Source organism: Thioflexithrix psekupsensis (assembly GCF_002149925.1).
GTDB lineage: Bacteria > Pseudomonadota > Gammaproteobacteria > Beggiatoales > Beggiatoaceae > Thioflexithrix > Thioflexithrix psekupsensis.
Window position 1 is genome coordinate 49,948 of record NZ_MSLT01000018.1, and the last position, 17,291, is coordinate 67,238.

Annotated in this window: 14 protein-coding genes, 1 pseudogene and 1 CRISPR repeat array; of the genes and pseudogenes, 11 read left to right on the forward strand and 4 right to left on the reverse strand. The window is 43.3% G+C overall.

Annotated features, from left to right (window positions below; genetic code table 11):
- Positions 1–7: 7 nt before the first annotated feature.
- The 7 genes and pseudogenes from cas1b (at position 8) to TPSD3_RS10645 (ending at position 4,955) form a co-directional block, all read left to right on the forward strand.
- The gene (cas1b, locus tag TPSD3_RS10615) at positions 8–988 is read left to right on the forward strand and encodes a type I-B CRISPR-associated endonuclease Cas1b (RefSeq protein ID WP_086488524.1); all 981 of its coding nucleotides are present in this window, start codon (positions 8–10) and stop codon (positions 986–988) included.
- Positions 989–993: 5 nt separating this feature from the next.
- The gene (gene cas2 / locus TPSD3_RS10620) at positions 994–1,272 is read left to right on the forward strand and encodes a CRISPR-associated endonuclease Cas2 (protein WP_086488525.1); all 279 of its coding nucleotides are present in this window, start codon (positions 994–996) and stop codon (positions 1,270–1,272) included.
- A 225-nt stretch (positions 1,273–1,497) separates the two neighbouring features.
- Positions 1,498–2,097: direct repeats of the CRISPR family, unit length 28 nt; unit sequence GTTTCAATTTCCCGTTTGGGGTAGAAAG.
- A 51-nt stretch (positions 2,098–2,148) separates the two neighbouring features.
- Positions 2,149–2,247, forward strand: a pseudogene (locus TPSD3_RS18360) (IS1 family transposase); the annotation flags it as partial.
- A gap of 327 nt (positions 2,248–2,574) precedes the next feature.
- A complete protein-coding gene (locus tag TPSD3_RS10630) occupies positions 2,575–3,132 on the forward strand; it encodes a hypothetical protein (protein WP_086488526.1) in 558 nt (185 codons plus the stop codon).
- A gap of 10 nt (positions 3,133–3,142) precedes the next feature.
- The gene (locus TPSD3_RS10635; RefSeq protein ID WP_086488527.1) at positions 3,143–3,697 is read left to right on the forward strand and encodes a protein-tyrosine phosphatase family protein; all 555 of its coding nucleotides are present in this window, start codon (positions 3,143–3,145) and stop codon (positions 3,695–3,697) included.
- Positions 3,698–3,814: 117 nt separating this feature from the next.
- Positions 3,815–4,165 (forward strand): ribosome silencing factor, encoded by a 351-nt coding sequence (rsfS, locus tag TPSD3_RS10640; RefSeq protein ID WP_086488528.1) that lies wholly within the window; start codon positions 3,815–3,817, stop codon positions 4,163–4,165.
- A 19-nt stretch (positions 4,166–4,184) separates the two neighbouring features.
- Complete coding sequence (locus TPSD3_RS10645; protein ID WP_176329840.1) at positions 4,185–4,955, forward strand: glutaminyl-peptide cyclotransferase; 771 nt, start codon at positions 4,185–4,187, stop codon at positions 4,953–4,955.
- Between the two features lie 65 nt (positions 4,956–5,020).
- Here the strand turns inward: TPSD3_RS10645 and TPSD3_RS10650 are convergent, their stop codons facing one another.
- The 3 genes from TPSD3_RS10650 to TPSD3_RS10660 form a co-directional block, all read right to left on the reverse strand.
- Positions 5,021–9,082 (reverse strand): efflux RND transporter permease subunit, encoded by a 4,062-nt coding sequence (locus tag TPSD3_RS10650; RefSeq protein ID WP_086488530.1) that lies wholly within the window; start codon positions 9,080–9,082, stop codon positions 5,021–5,023.
- A gap of 99 nt (positions 9,083–9,181) precedes the next feature.
- Positions 9,182–10,324, reverse strand: a complete 1,143-nt coding sequence (locus TPSD3_RS10655; protein ID WP_086488531.1) for an efflux RND transporter periplasmic adaptor subunit — start codon at positions 10,322–10,324, stop codon at positions 9,182–9,184.
- A 98-nt stretch (positions 10,325–10,422) separates the two neighbouring features.
- On the reverse strand, positions 10,423–10,824 hold the full coding sequence (locus TPSD3_RS10660; protein ID WP_086488532.1) for an SCP-2 sterol transfer family protein: 402 nt from the start codon (positions 10,822–10,824) through the stop codon (positions 10,423–10,425).
- Between the two features lie 116 nt (positions 10,825–10,940).
- Here TPSD3_RS10660 and TPSD3_RS17570 point away from each other — a divergent pair, with 116 nt between their 5' ends.
- Positions 10,941–11,093, forward strand: coding sequence for a hypothetical protein (locus TPSD3_RS17570; protein ID WP_176329841.1), 153 nt, complete (start codon positions 10,941–10,943; stop codon positions 11,091–11,093).
- 123 nt (positions 11,094–11,216) lie between these two features.
- Positions 11,217–12,248 carry an IS630 family transposase gene (locus tag TPSD3_RS10665; RefSeq protein WP_086486662.1) on the forward strand — a complete coding sequence of 344 codons (1,032 nt, stop codon included), beginning with the start codon at positions 11,217–11,219 and terminating at the stop codon, positions 12,246–12,248.
- A gap of 316 nt (positions 12,249–12,564) precedes the next feature.
- Here the strand turns inward: TPSD3_RS10665 and nadA are convergent, their stop codons facing one another.
- Complete coding sequence (nadA, locus tag TPSD3_RS10670) at positions 12,565–13,665, reverse strand: quinolinate synthase NadA (RefSeq protein WP_176329842.1); 1,101 nt, start codon at positions 13,663–13,665, stop codon at positions 12,565–12,567.
- Between the two features lie 301 nt (positions 13,666–13,966).
- Here nadA and TPSD3_RS10675 point away from each other — a divergent pair, with 301 nt between their 5' ends.
- Both TPSD3_RS10675 and TPSD3_RS10680 read left to right on the forward strand, forming a co-directional pair.
- Positions 13,967–16,678 carry an ATP-binding protein gene (locus TPSD3_RS10675; RefSeq protein WP_086488533.1) on the forward strand — a complete coding sequence of 904 codons (2,712 nt, stop codon included), beginning with the start codon at positions 13,967–13,969 and terminating at the stop codon, positions 16,676–16,678.
- A gap of 89 nt (positions 16,679–16,767) precedes the next feature.
- Entirely contained in the window at positions 16,768–17,280 is a 513-nt protein-coding gene (locus tag TPSD3_RS10680; RefSeq protein WP_140048538.1) for a J domain-containing protein, read from the forward strand.
- Positions 17,281–17,291 lie beyond the last annotated feature (11 nt).

Below are 17,291 nucleotides of genomic sequence, written 5' to 3' on the forward strand. Positions count from 1 at the left end.
AAATATAATGGAAACGCTTTATTTGCTCTCTGATACGCGCTTGAGTCGGCGTGATAATACGTTACAGGTGACCCCCAAAGAAGGTAAACCCCGTCGCTTTCCTGTGGAAACGCTGAAGCATGTCGTGGTGTTGGGAAGTATGCAGTTTAATACGGAATTGGCGAGTTTTTTGGGAAAAAATGGGGTTCGGTTGTCTTTTCATGATTTTTATGGTTATTTTTCGGGATCGCTTGAGGCGGCGAATCCGCATCAGTCGGGCGCAGTTCATTTGGGACAGGCACGGATTATTTTGGATGAAACGACTCGTTTGGCGTTGGCGCGGTGTATTTTGAACGGTGGGCTGCATAATTTGGCCGCGAATTTACGTTATTACTGTTATCGGGATCGACCTGATTTGAAACCTATTTTGGAACAAATGCAACGGCATCAAGAGAATTTGCTACAAGCCAATTCGATAGAGCAGTTGATGGGTTGTGAAGGGATGACGCGTCAAGTTTATTATTCGGGATGGCAGTTGATTAATCCTGAGTTGACTATTGTGAGACGAACTCGACGGCCGCCTACCGATAGAATTAATGCACTGATTTCATTTTGTAATGGGCTTGTTTATAGTGCGTGTAAGCATGAGTTGTCGAAAACACATTTGGACCCAACGTTGAGTTTTGTTCATGCGCCCACTCAGGCTCGTGCTTCGTTGGCTTTGGATTTGGCTGAGGTGTTTAAGCCTGTTTTGGCAGATCGTTTGATTTTTACGTTGGTGAATCAACGGATGTTGAAAGATGAGGATTTTACGGAATCTCCAGGATTTTGCCATTTGAGCGAGTCAGGACGACGCATTGTTGTTGAGGCATTTCGGGAGAAAATGGATAAGGTGTCTTTGGCTGATGATGTCCGTGGTTATCGGACGCTTATTTTACGGGAAGCCTTTCGTTTACAATCTCATGTTCTGGGTTTGACCGATTATCAGCCGTTTTTACATAAGGTATAGATTGTATGTATGTGGTTGTTTTTTATGATGTTCCTGCCAAACGAACCCGTTTGTTCTATAAATTACTGGCTCGCTATCTCCACTGGCGACAGAATAGTGTGTTTTGTGGTGATTTGACGGAAGCGACTTATAAGCGTTTACGTCGTGAACTGGCTGAATTATCTGAAGATGATGATCGATTGGCTTTTGTCTCTACAGAGAATCGACACAATGTGACGGTGGAATTCGTGGAACATCAAAAATCCCGACTCGATGACGGTCATCAGGGGAGTGAGGTTTTGTAATATTTTTTGGCATAACATTTTATTTTTGGTTTAAGCAAACTCGTTTTGTTGACTTTTTGAGAGGAATATGGGAGGATAGTCCCAACTTCGACCTCCGTTTACGCCAAAACCCTAGGGGGTCGAAGTTGAAAGGAGTTATACGGTCTATGAAGAATCAACAACTTACGTTGTATATCAGTGATACGCCACTTAGTCGTAACGCCGCCAAACCGCATAACTCAGAGGGTTTCAATTTCCCGTTTGGGGTAGAAAGTAAAAATTGTAGTGCATCACTGAAGGTATAAGAGGCGTTTCAATTTCCCGTTTGGGGTAGAAAGATGAAGCATCATCATCCTTATTTAATGCCTCTATTAGTTTCAATTTCCCGTTTGGGGTAGAAAGACCGCATCAGCTTTTTCAATTTTATTGATATTTTGTTTCAATTTCCCGTTTGGGGTAGAAAGAGGCATCGATACCAAGTAAAGCGGCAAAAAAGGAATGTTTCAATTTCCCGTTTGGGGTAGAAAGCTTGCCTATCAGTGTAATTTCTTCGCCAAACTGGTAGTTTCAATTTCCCGTTTGGGGTAGAAAGTTGTTCCTGATTACACGACAAAATCCCCTGAATCTCGTTTCAATTTCCCGTTTGGGGTAGAAAGTGCGCTTGGTGCGGTATGAAAAGAAACAATAATATCGTTTCAATTTCCCGTTTGGGGTAGAAAGTAATGTAATCAGAAATCATTTTGCGAAAGGACATAAGTTTCAATTTCCCGTTTGGGGTAGAAAGATTCCAAGCGGTTTTAACCATTTCTTTGGGCTTAGTTTCAATTTCCCATTTGGGGTAGAAAGATGCCCGTACTTTCGATTTAGACCCGCTTATCTTTTGTTTCAATTTCCCTTGTTGAACGTCTTAATTGCACTCTCAGACAGCGTATTTCTCGCTTAGTCAGAGAAACGCTATCCTTCTCTAAAAAATTAGAAAATCATAATTCACCATGATAACGAATCGTTAGATTTGGGATAATTTTATTCATATCACTACTTGGCTAGGACTACCAAACTCATGGTCAAGGCGGTTCTTTTGCTGCCTCGGCATGTGGGAACGAGCAAACACGGAAAATGATTGACATAAAAAGTTTTTTTTCACATACTTTTGCCAATTAGTATTATTTTGAAAACAATAAGTTATGTATTGATGTTTTTTTTACGGGTTGTTGGCCATATTGTTTTGCTTTACTTTATATTCATTCATGGGTTGGATTCACAATGACACAGACATCACGTCCCGTTCGCTGTCTTTTTTACTCGCATGTTTGGGTGGTACACATGTTGAAGCAAGCGGGTTTAGGCGCGTTTGATCAGCAGCAGGTGTTGATAGAATTGGCGGAAAATTCTCATTTGGCCGCTGTGTTCGGTGAACAAGGTAAACCTCGATTTGGTATTGCGGGTTTATTGCGTTTATCTGGACGTTTGGATTCGCTGGTGCAGACATTTAAGAATGTGCCGTCGCCTTTGGTGTTGGCTCCGCGTCCTGCAATGCCCGCGGCAATGCTAAATTCAGCCGTGGGATTGTTGGCCAGTACGCCAGCTCCTTACGAAACGGCAACCTTATTAATTCATGTAGAAGACGCGCCTTTATTTGCAGGCTGTTATGCGCAGGTGAATGAATTTAGCGTGTTGTGGGATGTCTTAGACCCGCCTTCGCCCGCACTGGTGGCGATGGCGCAAACCTTAGCCGACCAACAAGTGATCACTCAACACACTTGGCGCGGTTTTCACTTATACCGACATCCTAATCGTAATTCGCCAGATGCGGTGGATCGAATGCAGCAATTCAAAACCATTTTACAAGACTACCCCCTCTTAACAGGACAAGCCGCCTAAAAAAACCATCATGGTATGCGCATCATCTGGCGTGTCGCCAGCGTTATTAATGGCTTGTCGCGGGATGTTGCGCATTGGTACGGCGACGGTGTCGGCATCGTTTTTTTATGAGTTAAAATGTCTAGGTTATCAACATATTATTGATGTGTCGGGTTTAGGAACTTGGGCATTTTGGCCGCGGGATTTGACGCGATTATTTGAAGTATCCCGTTTTTCGTTCAGTGATGTTTTTTCCGTTCCTGCCAGACATTCTCTGTTACCGTCTAAAATTTCCCCTATTCTTTATCAAAAACATGTGCTTATCGCAGAACAGCAGGCTTTTGCCGCAGCAGTCGCACACGCACGTATTTGTCTAATACAGCAACGCGAAGGGGTTTATTTATGCTGTCAACAAGGCTACGGACGATCCCCCGCAGTCGCACTGGCCACGCTCATGTCTGCTTTCGATTTACCCACAGAAACCGCATTGACTTTGGTTAAAACGCTGCACCCGCACGCCCGTTTGACCGAAATGAGTATCGCTGCCAGTTTATGGTATAGAACTCATTTGATAGCGCAAAATTAAAGCATTACAACTCACCCAAGCCGGTGGCTTGTGCTTTCATTTAATGCTGCTACAATGACCGCTGATGTTGAAAATGTTGAATGTGTGTTAAATTTATCGTGTGATTCAGGAGCTTAAATGCAGAGTGAACAATTATTGAAAATGGTGATTAACGCCTTAGAAGATCGCAAAGCGCAAGAAATTAAGGTGTTAAACGTGCAGAAAATCAGTAATATTACTGATTATATGGTGATCGCCAGCGGGCAGTCGAATCGTCAAGTTGAAGCGATTGCCAGTAATGTGGTGGAAGAGTCGAAAAAGCACGGATTACGGCCATTGGGACAGGAAGGGTTTGAAACGGGAGAATGGGTGTTAGTGGATTTGGGCGATGTGATTGTGCATGTGATGCAGCCGGATATTCGGGATTTTTATCAGTTAGAAAAACTGTGGGGGGAAATGGGTAAAATGCCCGCCGCCAATACGCATTAATTTACAGAGGGTCAACAATGTGGATAGGTATCAACAATATGCGCAAATAGCTGGCTTAATCACTGGTGTATTGTGTCCTTTATGGTTATTCGCGGCACCGCACTGTGATTACCGCGTGGTGGCGAGCTATCCACATGATACGCAGGCCTTTACGCAAGGTTTAATTGTCGAAAATCATGTTTTTTACGAAAGCACGGGATTGTGGGGACAATCTAACTTACGTCAAGTCGATTTGACCACAGGTCAAGTGATGCAACAAGTGGCGTTAGATAAACAATTTTTCGGTGAGGGATTAACCCGTTGGGATAATCAGTTAATTCAATTAACGTGGAAAGCAGGTAAGGCATTTGTTTATGATATGACTCGTTTTGAGCGAATAAAAACGTTTCATTATGCCGGTGAAGGTTGGGGATTAACGCATGATAATGTCCATTTAATTATGAGCGATGGCACGAATCAATTGCGCTTTTTAAATCCCGACGATTTTAGCGTGCAAAAAACATTAGCTGTGTTTGATCAAGAAAAACCAATCATTCATTTAAATGAACTGGAATATGTGAAGCAAGAAATTTTTGCCAATATTTGGCACACTGATTTAATTGCCATGATTAATCCTGAAACGGGACAAGTCAACCGTTGGTTAGATTTAACCGCCTTACGTCCTGAAACAACACTGCGCCATTCTCAAGCGGTATTGAATGGGATTGCCTATGATGTCCAGCAAGATCGTTTATTTGTGACGGGAAAATGGTGGCCGACCGTGTTTGAAATTAAAATGGATCCCTGCTGATCGTAGAGACGTATTATTTACGTCTCTACGTATTACCGTCAAATTTTCCCTACTTCCCTACTTCCCTATTTCTCTGACTTATCCGATTTATCGGCATCCTCGTTGTCTGTCAAATCCGTTTTTAACTGAATACCACGCCGTCCGCCTTGTTTGCGGGGATTTGTGCTTTTTTTGCCGCTGCGTGCCACTGCATCTTGTGCGGTGGGGGCAGAGGATGGCGCGGGCGTTGTTTCAGATTCTACGGGATCAACGCGAGAAAGGGACACTTCTGCGATTTCAGCCGTTGCCTCTGGCGTGGGCGTTTTTTCTAACTCAGGCGCGGGAGAAGCAGACGGCGTTTCATCTCGAATGATGGGAGTTGCCGTTGATTCCACGCTGATTCCCTCTGGCAGCGTTACGGGAATAATGACGGTTTCTGGGCTGACTTTATCCGCCGGCAACACCACTTGCACCACGGATTGACCGCTCATTGCATGCGCCGGAACCACCGAAACGGAAGAAACCACCGGCGGCACAGCAGGCGAAGGCGCAGTTGTCACCGGTGCCGCTGGAGGAGGCGTAGGAGTCACTGGAGTTGGCGGTTGTTGTACTGTGCGGGGAGGTGGGGGAGGTTCTGGTTTTTGCGTCAACCGAGTCCACAACCCCACAATCATCATCCACAACATGATAAACACAGCCCGCACCATGTAAAAACCTAAGGTGGCAAACAACACCACTTTTTCGCCCACTTGCGCAAAAAAGCCGGGATTATCACTGTCAGTGGTTTTACTCTGACCGCCCGAACCGCCGTCGTGTGGTGTGTTATTGCCGCCGCAGTTGCTCTCGTCGCCGCCCAAACCACTGCTACACAAAGCCTCTGGCCCCACACTAATACAACCCAGCGGAATCACCACCAAAGTTAATAAGGTCGAAACCAACACGCCGAATAACAAGGAAATCGCCATCCCCTGAAAAATCGGATCAAACAAAATCACAAATGACCCCGCCACCAAAGCAAAAGCAGTAATCATAATCGGACGTGTTCTTGTTTTACAAGCCAAAATCACCGCATCTTCAATCGGCGTGCCTTTCTTCACTTCGTGAATCGAATAATCGACCAACAAAATCGAATTACGCACGATAATCCCCGCTAAAGCAATCCAACCAATCATCGATGTGGCCGTAAATTCGGCATTGAGCAACCAATGGCCGGGAATAATACCCAATAAAGTCAACGGAATAGGTGCCATAATCACCGCAGGCACGAGGAAATTACCAAATAACCACACCACCAGAATATAAATCAACACCATCGCCACACCAAAGGCTAAACCCATATCACGGAAGGTTTCATAGGTAATTGTCCATTCGCCTGTCCACTCAAAACCAGAGCGACCATCTGCTGGCGGCGGCCCAAGATAATACCCCCCCGTCGCACCCAAATCCACGCCATCTGGCGTAACATAGCCTTGTAACAACCGCTCCACCTCAAACATACCATAAATAGGCGCGCCCAAACGGTAACGATTGTCTCCCAAATACGTTCCCACCGAATCACCCACCACATATTCTACTGGGCGTAAATCTTTCTGATAAATAATTGGGTCTTGGGGAACTTTGACAAAACGCCCCAATTCAGCCAAAGAAATACTGCTACCTTGCTGACTGGGCATCGGCAGATCATACAAACGAGTGAGTTGAGAGCGCACCGACAAAGGCACTTGAATCACAATATACGTCGGTTCTAACACCGTTCCCCGCTTAATATCGCCTAACTTAAACCCACCCAATGCCATCGCTAAATTTTGATTAATGGTATCCACAGAAATACCGCGTCTGACTGCTTTTTCCGTATCCACCACAAAATGCCACGTGTCATAAGGTTGATCCATATAATTATCGACATCGCTAACAATTTCTGATTGTTCAAACACATGGGTTAAATGCTGTGCGACAGTACGACGAGTTTGATTATCTGGCCCGTAAACTTCAGCCACAACCGCTTGTAAAACTGGCGGCCCCGGCGGCATTTCTACTACGGTAAAACGCGCTCCAGTACCACGAGTTAATTCCGCTAACATACGGCGGGTTTCAGTGGCAATTTGATGACTGCTTCGCTTGCGATCTTTTTTATCCATCAATTGAATATGAATATCGGCTTGCCAAGAACTATCACGCAGATAATAGTGGCGTACCATACCATTAAAATCAAACGGTTGCGATGTACCAATATACGTGACCAAAGACACCACTTCAGGAATACTGCGGATTTTTTCCACCATTTGATAAGTCAAATTAGCCGTTGCCGGTAAAGACGTGCCTTCGGGCATATTGAGGAAAACAGAATACTCAGGCTTATTATCCAACGGTAACATTTTCACTTGCACGGCTGTGGTGTAAAACATTGCACAAGCCGCAAAAAATAACAACACCAGCCCCAGTAAAAATCCCCAACCAATCAAACGATTACTAAACAACGGGGGCAAAAGCCAACGATAAAAACGCTCTAATTTTTCATTGGTGTTGTGTTCGCGTTGTTCGGCCGCATGGAGTCCGGCGATAGAAGGACGAATACGCATTGCCAACCAAGGCGTAAACATAAACGCCGCCAATAAAGAAAAAATCATCGCCACCGATCCTAATGCCGGAATCGGTGCCATATAAGGACCCATCATGCCCGAAACAAATCCCATCGGTAACAACGCCGCCACCACAGTAAACGTAGCTAAAATCGTAGGATTACCCACTTCTCGCACGGCATCCACTGCGGTGTCAGTGTCAATTTTGCCGTTGAGCAGCCAGCGACGATAAATATTTTCCACCACCACAATCGCATCATCCACCAAAATCCCAATAGAGAAAATTAAGGCAAACAAACTCACCCGATCAATGGTAAAACCCAACACCCAAGCAGAAAATACGGTGATCAAAATCACCACAGGAATCACTAACGTCACCACAATGGCAGGTCGTATTCCCAAAGTCAGCAAAACCAAAACCGTCACCGCTCCCGTGGCAATGAATAATTTCTTAATTAAATCATTCACTTTATCGTTAGCTGTTTTCCCGTAATTGCGGGTGACTTCCACATGAACATTGTCAGGAATCAAGCGTTGTTGCAACATTTCCACTTGCTTTAACACTTGATCGGCCACGCTTACGCCGTTTGTTCCCACTTTTTTCGCCACGGCAATGGTGACAGCAGCCGCACCATTGACCACAGACGTTGTCCCAGCCACTTGCGGATAAGATGAACCAGAGAAAAAATTAACCAATTGACGCGCTTCTTCGGGGCCTTGGGTCACTGTGGCCACATCGCGCACATAAACCGGCGCATTAGCATGAGTTCCCACCACCAATTGCGCCACATCGTCGGCACTTTGTAAAAATGACCCCGTATAAACCGTAAAATAACGGTTATCCATCTCCAAATAACCCGCATTCAACTGACTGTTAGCCGTCTGAATGGTTTGTGCCACTTGCGCTAAACTGATATTAAAACCGGATAAACGCTCTGGCATCACCTCGATTTTAACTTGTTCAGCGCGTCCGCCGACAATATAACTGGCACCGGTGTCCGCAATTTCTTTCAAACTCTGCATGACATCCAACGCAATCGTGCGCAAAACGCCATCATCCACATCTTCTGACCATAGGGTCAACGCCACGACAGCGACATCATCAATCCCTTTGGGTTTCACCAAAGGCGGCATCACACCCGGAGGGACTTTATCCAGATTGGACTGTAATTTGTCATGGACTTTGAAAACAGAATTTTCCATCTGTTCGCCCACATCAAACTGCACAGTCACCATACCTTGTCCACGCATCGCCGCGGAATAGACGTGTTTCACGCCGGGAATTTCGGCCATAATGCGTTGTAATGGGTCTAAAGCCAGACTGGAAACCTGTTGCGACGAGGCACCAGGATATTGAATAAATAAATCCACCATCGGCACAGAAATTTGTGGGTCTTCCTGTCTGGGAGTAAAAATCAAGCCCATGATGCCCATAAACAGCATGGCGACAAAGAACAAGGGAGATAACGGAGAGTGAATATAATCTCGCGCCATGCGTCCGGCAATGCCTAAATGACTTGCCTCGGCAGTGCGCTCCTGCTCTGGGGGTTGTGAGTGTTTCTCGGTCATGATTGCACGGTTATCATTTTGTTTATCAAGGTTAATCGGCCGTCAAACCGTCGTCTAATCGATAACCAGACAACGGATAACCCATTCAAGGACGACGGGTTAAGGTTTAGGTGTGCTACTCCAACTGGAAGAACCGCCCGGTGCGGGACTGAGTTCGATCACATCACCATGTTTCAAGCCGCTTAATACGCTTACGTGATGAGTATCCATGTCGCGCCCAATACGAACCAGACGCAAACTACGTTGCTCACCTTGCCGCACATAAACCCCCGGCAAACTCCCCCGCCACACCAACGCCGAACGAGGAATCACCGGCAACACTTGAGCAGTGACATTGGTATCTTGTACATCCACTTGGGCATATTGTCCGGGACCTGTGCGCGTACCAATGGGCAGATCGAATTTCACTGTTACAGTATGACGGATAGGATCAGCCACCGGAAAAATATGCGCCACCCGCACTTGCACCGGCGTATTTAACACGTCCAATTTGGCTGGCACCGTCATGCCCACGTTCAAACCCGGCACCAAACGCGCTGGCACTTCTATTTGAATTTGTAAATATTCGGTGTCTGCAAACTGTACCAATGGCGTTCCGGGTTGTACGGTGTCGCCGACTTCAACCATTTTTTGGGTAATAATCCCATCAAACGGAGCTTTACCGACGGCATCGCGTAATTTGGCATCAATTTGCTCGATTTGCGATTGAGCGCGTAATTTGGCATTGCGGGCTTGTTCGATTTGGGTGCCGAAATTGTGCAACTCGGTATAACGATCCAAACCAGAATGGCTCTGACCTAAAAAATCACTGGCCGGCCGAGAAAAAAACTGATCAAATAAATTCGGTAACGCCATCCCACCCGGAACGTTCATTTGATTGGGAGAATTAGGAGAATATAGCTCGCGGGAATACTGCATACTGGCATTTCGCAACACCGCATCAGCACTCATCATTTCAGCAAAGGCTGCCCGACGTTGGGCCAACAGTTCAGCACCATTTAAGGCCACCAAAGCAGTCCCTTGTTTAAATCGATCCCCTTCTTCACCGGCGATCAACTCGACCCGTCCCGGCAATTGGGCAGAAAGCGTGACTTCTTTGTAAGGTACCACCGTTCCGCCCAGCGTAACGGCCGTTGGAATAGCGTATTCTTGCACCACATAAGTCTGAGAATGAGGTGCTTGTGCGACTACCGAAGTCGTGAGTAGTCCTAGACAAAAGACACCAATAAATTGTCTAAACATGATAGAAACCACTTGAATTGCATCAGGAAACGGGCATTGTGCGTCGTGAAAAATTGACCCAACCGATTGGGGAAAATCAGTCGGGCCAGAAATTTAAGTTAGGCTTTAACTCGTCCCATTACCGAAAAACTCTTGATAAAGGGCGGTGCCATACGGGGGTCTTTGATCATGGCACTGTAGTTACCCACTTTAAATTTGAGTTTACCGCTCACTGTCGCCATGCCGAGTCCTGCCATGCCGATGCCTTCGTTAAACCATTTTTGCCAGTTGTCGGGTTTGGCGCGCATGTCCCAATTCAACGGCTGACCATTGAAAGGCTCGGCACGAACCGCTTTACCATTCTCAATCACTAAAACACCACTGGGATTTTCCTGATCCGGAAAACCATAACCAATGGTTGATGTAAAGTCGATTTTGGCCAATGCGTCTGACAGTTCAGGTTCATTGTTCCATTCTGTCATAAACGCCAGCATCCATTCGGGTGAAAACATATCAGCCATAAGTAAAGCCTCCTCGTGATTTGGGATTGTTTTATAAGACAAATTGAAAAACTCTTCACGCTAACCAGAGTGAAATCAAGTTAGCCGCTTATCGAGTTGATTTAGGGTGAAATGAAATGTTGCACCCTCCATTATTTTGGGGTTTATTTGGGGTTTTGCCCAGTGTGGCGTGTTTGTTTTGTGAACAAGGCGCGGGGAAGACACTATACGTTGTACATTACAGTTCACAATTCCCCAACTCCGCCGCTGGTGATTATAACACCGGATAGGCGATAAGACAGACAACACCTTGTCTTGCCAAATCATATTACTGGAATTATAACTTGGATTAAAAAATTCTATACCAATTTTTTCAGAGTCGTATAATAATACTTTTCAAATAGGAGAGAATAATGAACAAAAGATATGAAGATTTAGAAGAGTTAATGTCAACAGGTGAGGCGAGAGAAGTGAAGCGAGCGATGGCAGTAAGAATGTCTTTGCTTGGTTTTGTGCGTGCGGAAGCGGCTTTAGCGTGTTGTGTCAGTGTGCAATTTGTGGATAAATGGAAAGCCATTTATTTAGCGTCAGGGGTGGAAGGATTAAAGTTAGCGTATAAAGGCTCGCCAGGGTATTTAAAGCCGCGTGAACGAGAAGATGTGATTAATTGGATACAAGAAAAGAAGACAATAACAATAGAGGAACTAAAGAGATACTTAAAAGAGGAGTATGATGTTTTCTATTCTTCAAATACTTCTTATACTAAATTATTAGAAGAAGCGAATTTAAGTTATAAGAAGACACACAAAGAGAATTCGGCAAAAGATGAGGTAAAAGTAGAAGCTAAAAAAAAAGAGATTAAGGATTTAATAGATAAGGAGCGTGAACAGATAGAAAGTGGAGAGGTAATGTACTGGATGCAAGACGAAAGCCATCAGTTGTGGGGAGATATTTGTGGTTATGTTTGGTCGAAAAAAGGAGAAAGAACGTCAATAAAGATGAGTAATTATCGCACTTCTCAAACGTGGTATGGAGCGGTGAATATTTATACGGGAGAATTTATTTTAGATAGGGCAAAGAAAGCTGATACAAAATATACGATAGACTTTATTAACTGGCTCATTTACAGATATAAAGAAGCCCGTCATGTGATTATTTGGGATGGTGCAAGTTATCATCGTTCTGAAGGTTTAAGAACTTATTTAGAGAAATTAAATGGGGGACTTCCAGAATCAGAATGGAAAGTTCGTTTATTAAGATTTGCGCCCAATGCCCCAGAGCAAAATCCAGTCGAGGATATTTGGCTTCAAGGTAAGAATTGGGTCAGAAAGAATTTTCATCGTCTATCAAGCTTTAAAGAAGTCACTAGTATGTTTGAGACCTTTTTGTCAGGTAAAGTGTTTAAGTTTAATAAAATTAAACAGTATCTTATACCTAATATCTAGCTAGATATTAGAACTTAATTTGTTTTTATATCTCACATAATTTTGGTATATTAATATGGGTATATTAACCAATACTTATATTCTAAACAAGAGGTATCGCCAAACTTATCCGTAAAAAAACCACAACAACAGCGGCAGATCGATAGACCTGCCCTGGGCGTGTCAAAATGGCTTATCCTAACACAGACAATCGCAGGGACAGACAGATAGGTCTGTCCTGTGAGGTTGACGGGGCAAAAAAGAATTGCATTGTCATGAGAAACAATGGGTTAAGAGAATGCAGCGCGGGCGCAAATTCCGCTCAAACAACAGGCAGTTAAGACACATCAAACATGCGTTGCAAGGACAAACGGGCTTGTTCGGCCTCTTTGGCATCGACGCGAATTTGATTGACCACTTTACCGGCCACCAAATTTTCTAACACCCATAACAAGTGTTGTGGATCAGTACGATACATTGTAGAACACATGCACAAATTGGGCGACATAAAATGAACATCAATCCCTTGTGGCGCGCAAGTCATCGCCAAGCGTTTGACCAAATTCAATTCTGTCCCGACCAACCAACGTGTGCCGGGGGGCGAGTGTGTCACCACGTCAATAATGTATTCAGTCGATCCCACTTCATGCGACTTTTGACACACTTCAAAACTGGATTCAGGATGAGAAATAATGCGCGTTTCAGGATATTGGGCTAAAAACTGATCGATATGTTCGGGTTTAAATAACTGATGTACCGAACAAAAACCTTTCCATAAAATTAATTTAGCCTGTTTAATCTGTTCACGGGTCAAGCCACCGCGAGGCAAATTAAAATCCCACACCACCATCTCATCCAATGCCATTCCCATGCGATAAGCAGTATTTCTTCCCAAATGCTGATCGGGGAAAAATAACACTTTTTCGCGCTGCTGCCACGCCCACGTAAGTATTTTGCGGGCATTTGTTGAAGTACAAACAATCCCACCATGACGACCACAAAAGGCTTTTAAATCCGCCGCCGAATTAATGTAAGTCACGGGAGTGATAGTCTGATCGGCATCGCCCAATACCTCGTTTAATTCGCGCCACGCCCGCTCTACTTTGGCTAAATTCGCCATATCCGCCATAGAACAACCCGCGCCCAAATCGGGTAAAATCGCCACCTGTTCAGGTCGAGTCATAATATCCGCGACTTCAGCCATAAAATGCACGCCACAAAACACAATATATTCTGCATTAGACTGTGCGGCTTCGCGGGATAATTTTAATGAATCTCCCGTATAATCCGCATGTTGAAACACTTCTTGTCGTTGATAATGGTGGCCTAAAATGGCCACGCGCTCGCCCAATTGTGCCTTTGCGCCACGAATTCGTGCTTGACAATCCGCCTCTTCCAACGCCATAAAACGCTCTATCGACAATTCGTAAATACCCATAACAACCCCTTGACCTGTGGTTAGACCACTTTATGTTATTGTTTTTTAAGGTTTATCACACCATTTTGAGGATGAACCAGATAGTTTAAAAACACAAAAAAGATAGTTTTATTTCACAACTTTCTATAATAGTCAATTTACCCGCAATCGTCAAATGAGGGATTGAATGCGGGTCATCACTCAACTATTGGACATTAATCCATTTCTATTTTTGATAAGAAAAAACTTGAGTCAATAAGCGTATCATTTTAACATAGACGGTTTAAACAACAATAACGCTTTGGCATCTCTTATTAAAAGAATGAAAAACCAACATTTACAATTTCACCGTTCGTTCATTGCAATGAATCAGAAAACAGAATCATTAATTAAACGTAAAATTCAATGCAAATTTACAGTTTTTACCTTTATCATGCTGGCATTATTTGGCATTCCTGTGGTGACGATTGGCTATATGGTCATTAGCAACACGGTTTATCGCTTGCAAGGTCAATTATTTTCTAAAGAACTGAATCAAGTGCATTATCTAATTACGCAAGAGCATCAAATCTTACAAGATGCGGGCGTGAGCGGTTTATCGGCTTACGTAGAACAAGCGCAGCAAGAATTGCTGCTGCAATTACAGCGATTACAATCCGATTCTCACAGTGAACAATTATGGATTATTAACGCACAAAAAACCTTGTTATTACATCCCATTTATCCCAAATATCACCATTATGATATGCCGTATATTAAGACGATGTTAGCCGAAAAATCAGGCACTATTCGTTATGTGCAGGATAATGTGGATTATTATGCAGTGTTTCAATGGGTGCCAGAATGGGAATGGTTGATTGTTTTTTCTATTGATCAAAAGACCTTATTTGCAGAACGTACATTTTATTTAGAAATGGTGCTAATGAGCGGTGGTTTGGTATTAATTTTTGTATTGGGTTTTTCTTATTTTTTAACCTCTGGCATTGCGCGTAAAATCCAGATTATTTTAAGTTATTTAAAAGAGATTGAACACGGCAATTTACAATTATCGCCTTTGCCTAGCAGTTCTGATGAAATTGGTTTAATTCAAAGCGGCATAAATAACATGCTGGATAAAGTTTCATCAGCCAATCAATTATTACTTGATGAAATTACTCACCGTCAACACATTGAACAGGAATTACGTGAAAGTGAAGCCTATTGGCATTTATTATTTCAAGAATCATTGGGCGGATTGGTATTAAATCGATTCAGTGATGGCGCATTTGTCGATGCCAATCCTGCTTATTTACGCTTGATTGGCTATACTAAAGAAGAATTATTGACGCGCCGCCTTTCTTTTTTGGACATTACGCCTCCTGCTTATTTTCAAGCCGAATTGGCACAAATCAAAAAATTGCAAGAAACAGGGCGTTATGGCCCTTATGAAAAAGTCTATTTGCATAAGCTCGGTTATTCTGTTCCTGTGCGTTTATCGGGGCTTATATTAGAGCGAATGGGCGAGCGGTTTATTTGGAGTAATGTTGAAGACATTACTGAGCAAAAACGCAGTGAAATTGCCTTGCGAGAAGCGCGTGATAATGCAGAACAGGCCAAATTTGCTGCAGAAACGGCCAATCGTGCCAAAAGCACTTTTCTCGCCAATATGAGCCATGAATTGCGCACGCCTTTAAACGGTATTTTAGGCTATACCCAAATTCTGCGCCGCGATGCCAGTTTAAATGAGAAACAGCGAGAAGGCATTGCGATTATTGAACGCAGCGGAGAATATTTATTAACGCTTATTAACGATATTTTAGATTTATTTAAGGTAGAAGCGGGACGAATTGAATTATACCAAACCACATTTAATTTTCTCCATTTTATAGAAGAAATCACTGAATTATTTAAAATGCGGGCTTCGCAGAAAAATATCGCATTTATTTATGAACCATTAACCGCTTTACCCACAGGTTTATATGCCGATGAGAAACGACTGCGCCAAATTATTATTAACTTACTGAGTAATGCGGTTAAATTCACTGAATATGGTGGCGTGAGTTTAAAAATTGGTTTAGTCGAATCTTTGCCATTTTGCGATGGTGAAACCGTGTTGATCCGTTTTCAAATAGAAGACACAGGCATTGGTATTGATGATGAAGAGATACAAAAGATTTTCTTGCCTTTTCAACAAATTGGTGAGATTAGCCACAAATCAGAAGGCACGGGTTTAGGTTTGTCTATTACGAAAAACTTAGTCGAATTGATGAATGGAGAATTGCATGTCAAAAGCGCACTGAATAAAGGCAGTTGTTTCTGGTTTATTTTACCGTTAAAAACAGCTTCTTATTTAGTAAAACCTAAAGAAAATGAGAACACGCCTGTGATTCGTGGTTATGCAGGAGAACGGCGACGAATTCTCATTGTAGATGATAAATTAGAAAATCGCTCTGTGCTGGTTAATTTGTTGCAGCCATTAGGTTTTGACTTGGCTGAAGCGGATAATGGTATTACTGGGCTAGAACAAGCCATGCGTTTTGTGCCTGATTTAATTTTAACCGATTTGGTGATGCCAGCAATGGATGGCTTTGAATTAACGCGACATATTCGCCAAAGTCCAAAATTGCAACATATTGCAATTATCGCCATTTCGGCCAGTGTTTTTGACTATCATCAAAATGAAAGTCAAGCCGCAGGCTGTAATGCTTTTATTGGTAAACCGGTTCATTTTGAGGAATTGTTAGATTTAATACAAGCGCAATTAAATGTGCCATGGATTTATGATACAGGAATAATGGAAAGCAATAAAAGCAGTGAAATGTCCGCGCCGCATTCACTGGCTGATCTGCCTTTATTAGGGCCGAATCCACAACAGGCACAACAATTGTATGATTTAGTATTAATGGGAGATATTGCAGGTATTATTCACGCGGGTGAATTCTTGGTAAAACAACAACCTGAATTAAGGTTATTTTCAGAAAAATTACAAGAACTGGCCAAACAATTCGCCGAAGAACAATTGACAGAATTGTTACAAAATTATTTACCCAAATAAAACTTGCTTTTACGTTGTAACAATCGCTTTTTTTCGCGTAAAATAACGGATATTGTTTTTCACTGGGCTTTTTTGCCCGCATGGGAGTGATGATGACTAAAGATTATTATGCCATTTTGGGAATAAAACCCGATACTGATCAATCACTCATTAAGACCGCTGCGCAGGCTCAAGCGAATGAAATTAATGAGGCCTTTCGGGTATTGAATGATCCAGAACAGCGAGCCGCTTATGATGTCATTTGGCAGCAACATTATGCGCAAAACAGCGTGGTTTCTTCGCCCAATCCATCCGTTATTACCGCATCTCCTTCTAGTCCTAAAATGGGAATGCACGGCGAACATAATCCCCCCCGATCTTCGGTGACTTTTGCCACTTATTCAAAAGATAAAACCTCATCTGATCGCGGAAATTTCTTGGGTCAATTAGTCGCAAAAGTCAGAATTCAAGCACCCAATTCAATGCGAGAAGTTTTGATTTTATTATTAGCGGTGGTTTTTTTCGTCTATGTAGCCAGTGGCTTTTTTGTTCCCTTGCATGAACGTCAAGATGTCGGCAGTAACTTGAATTTTAAACGATTAAGCCAACAAGGGCCGCAATAGTCTAATTAAAA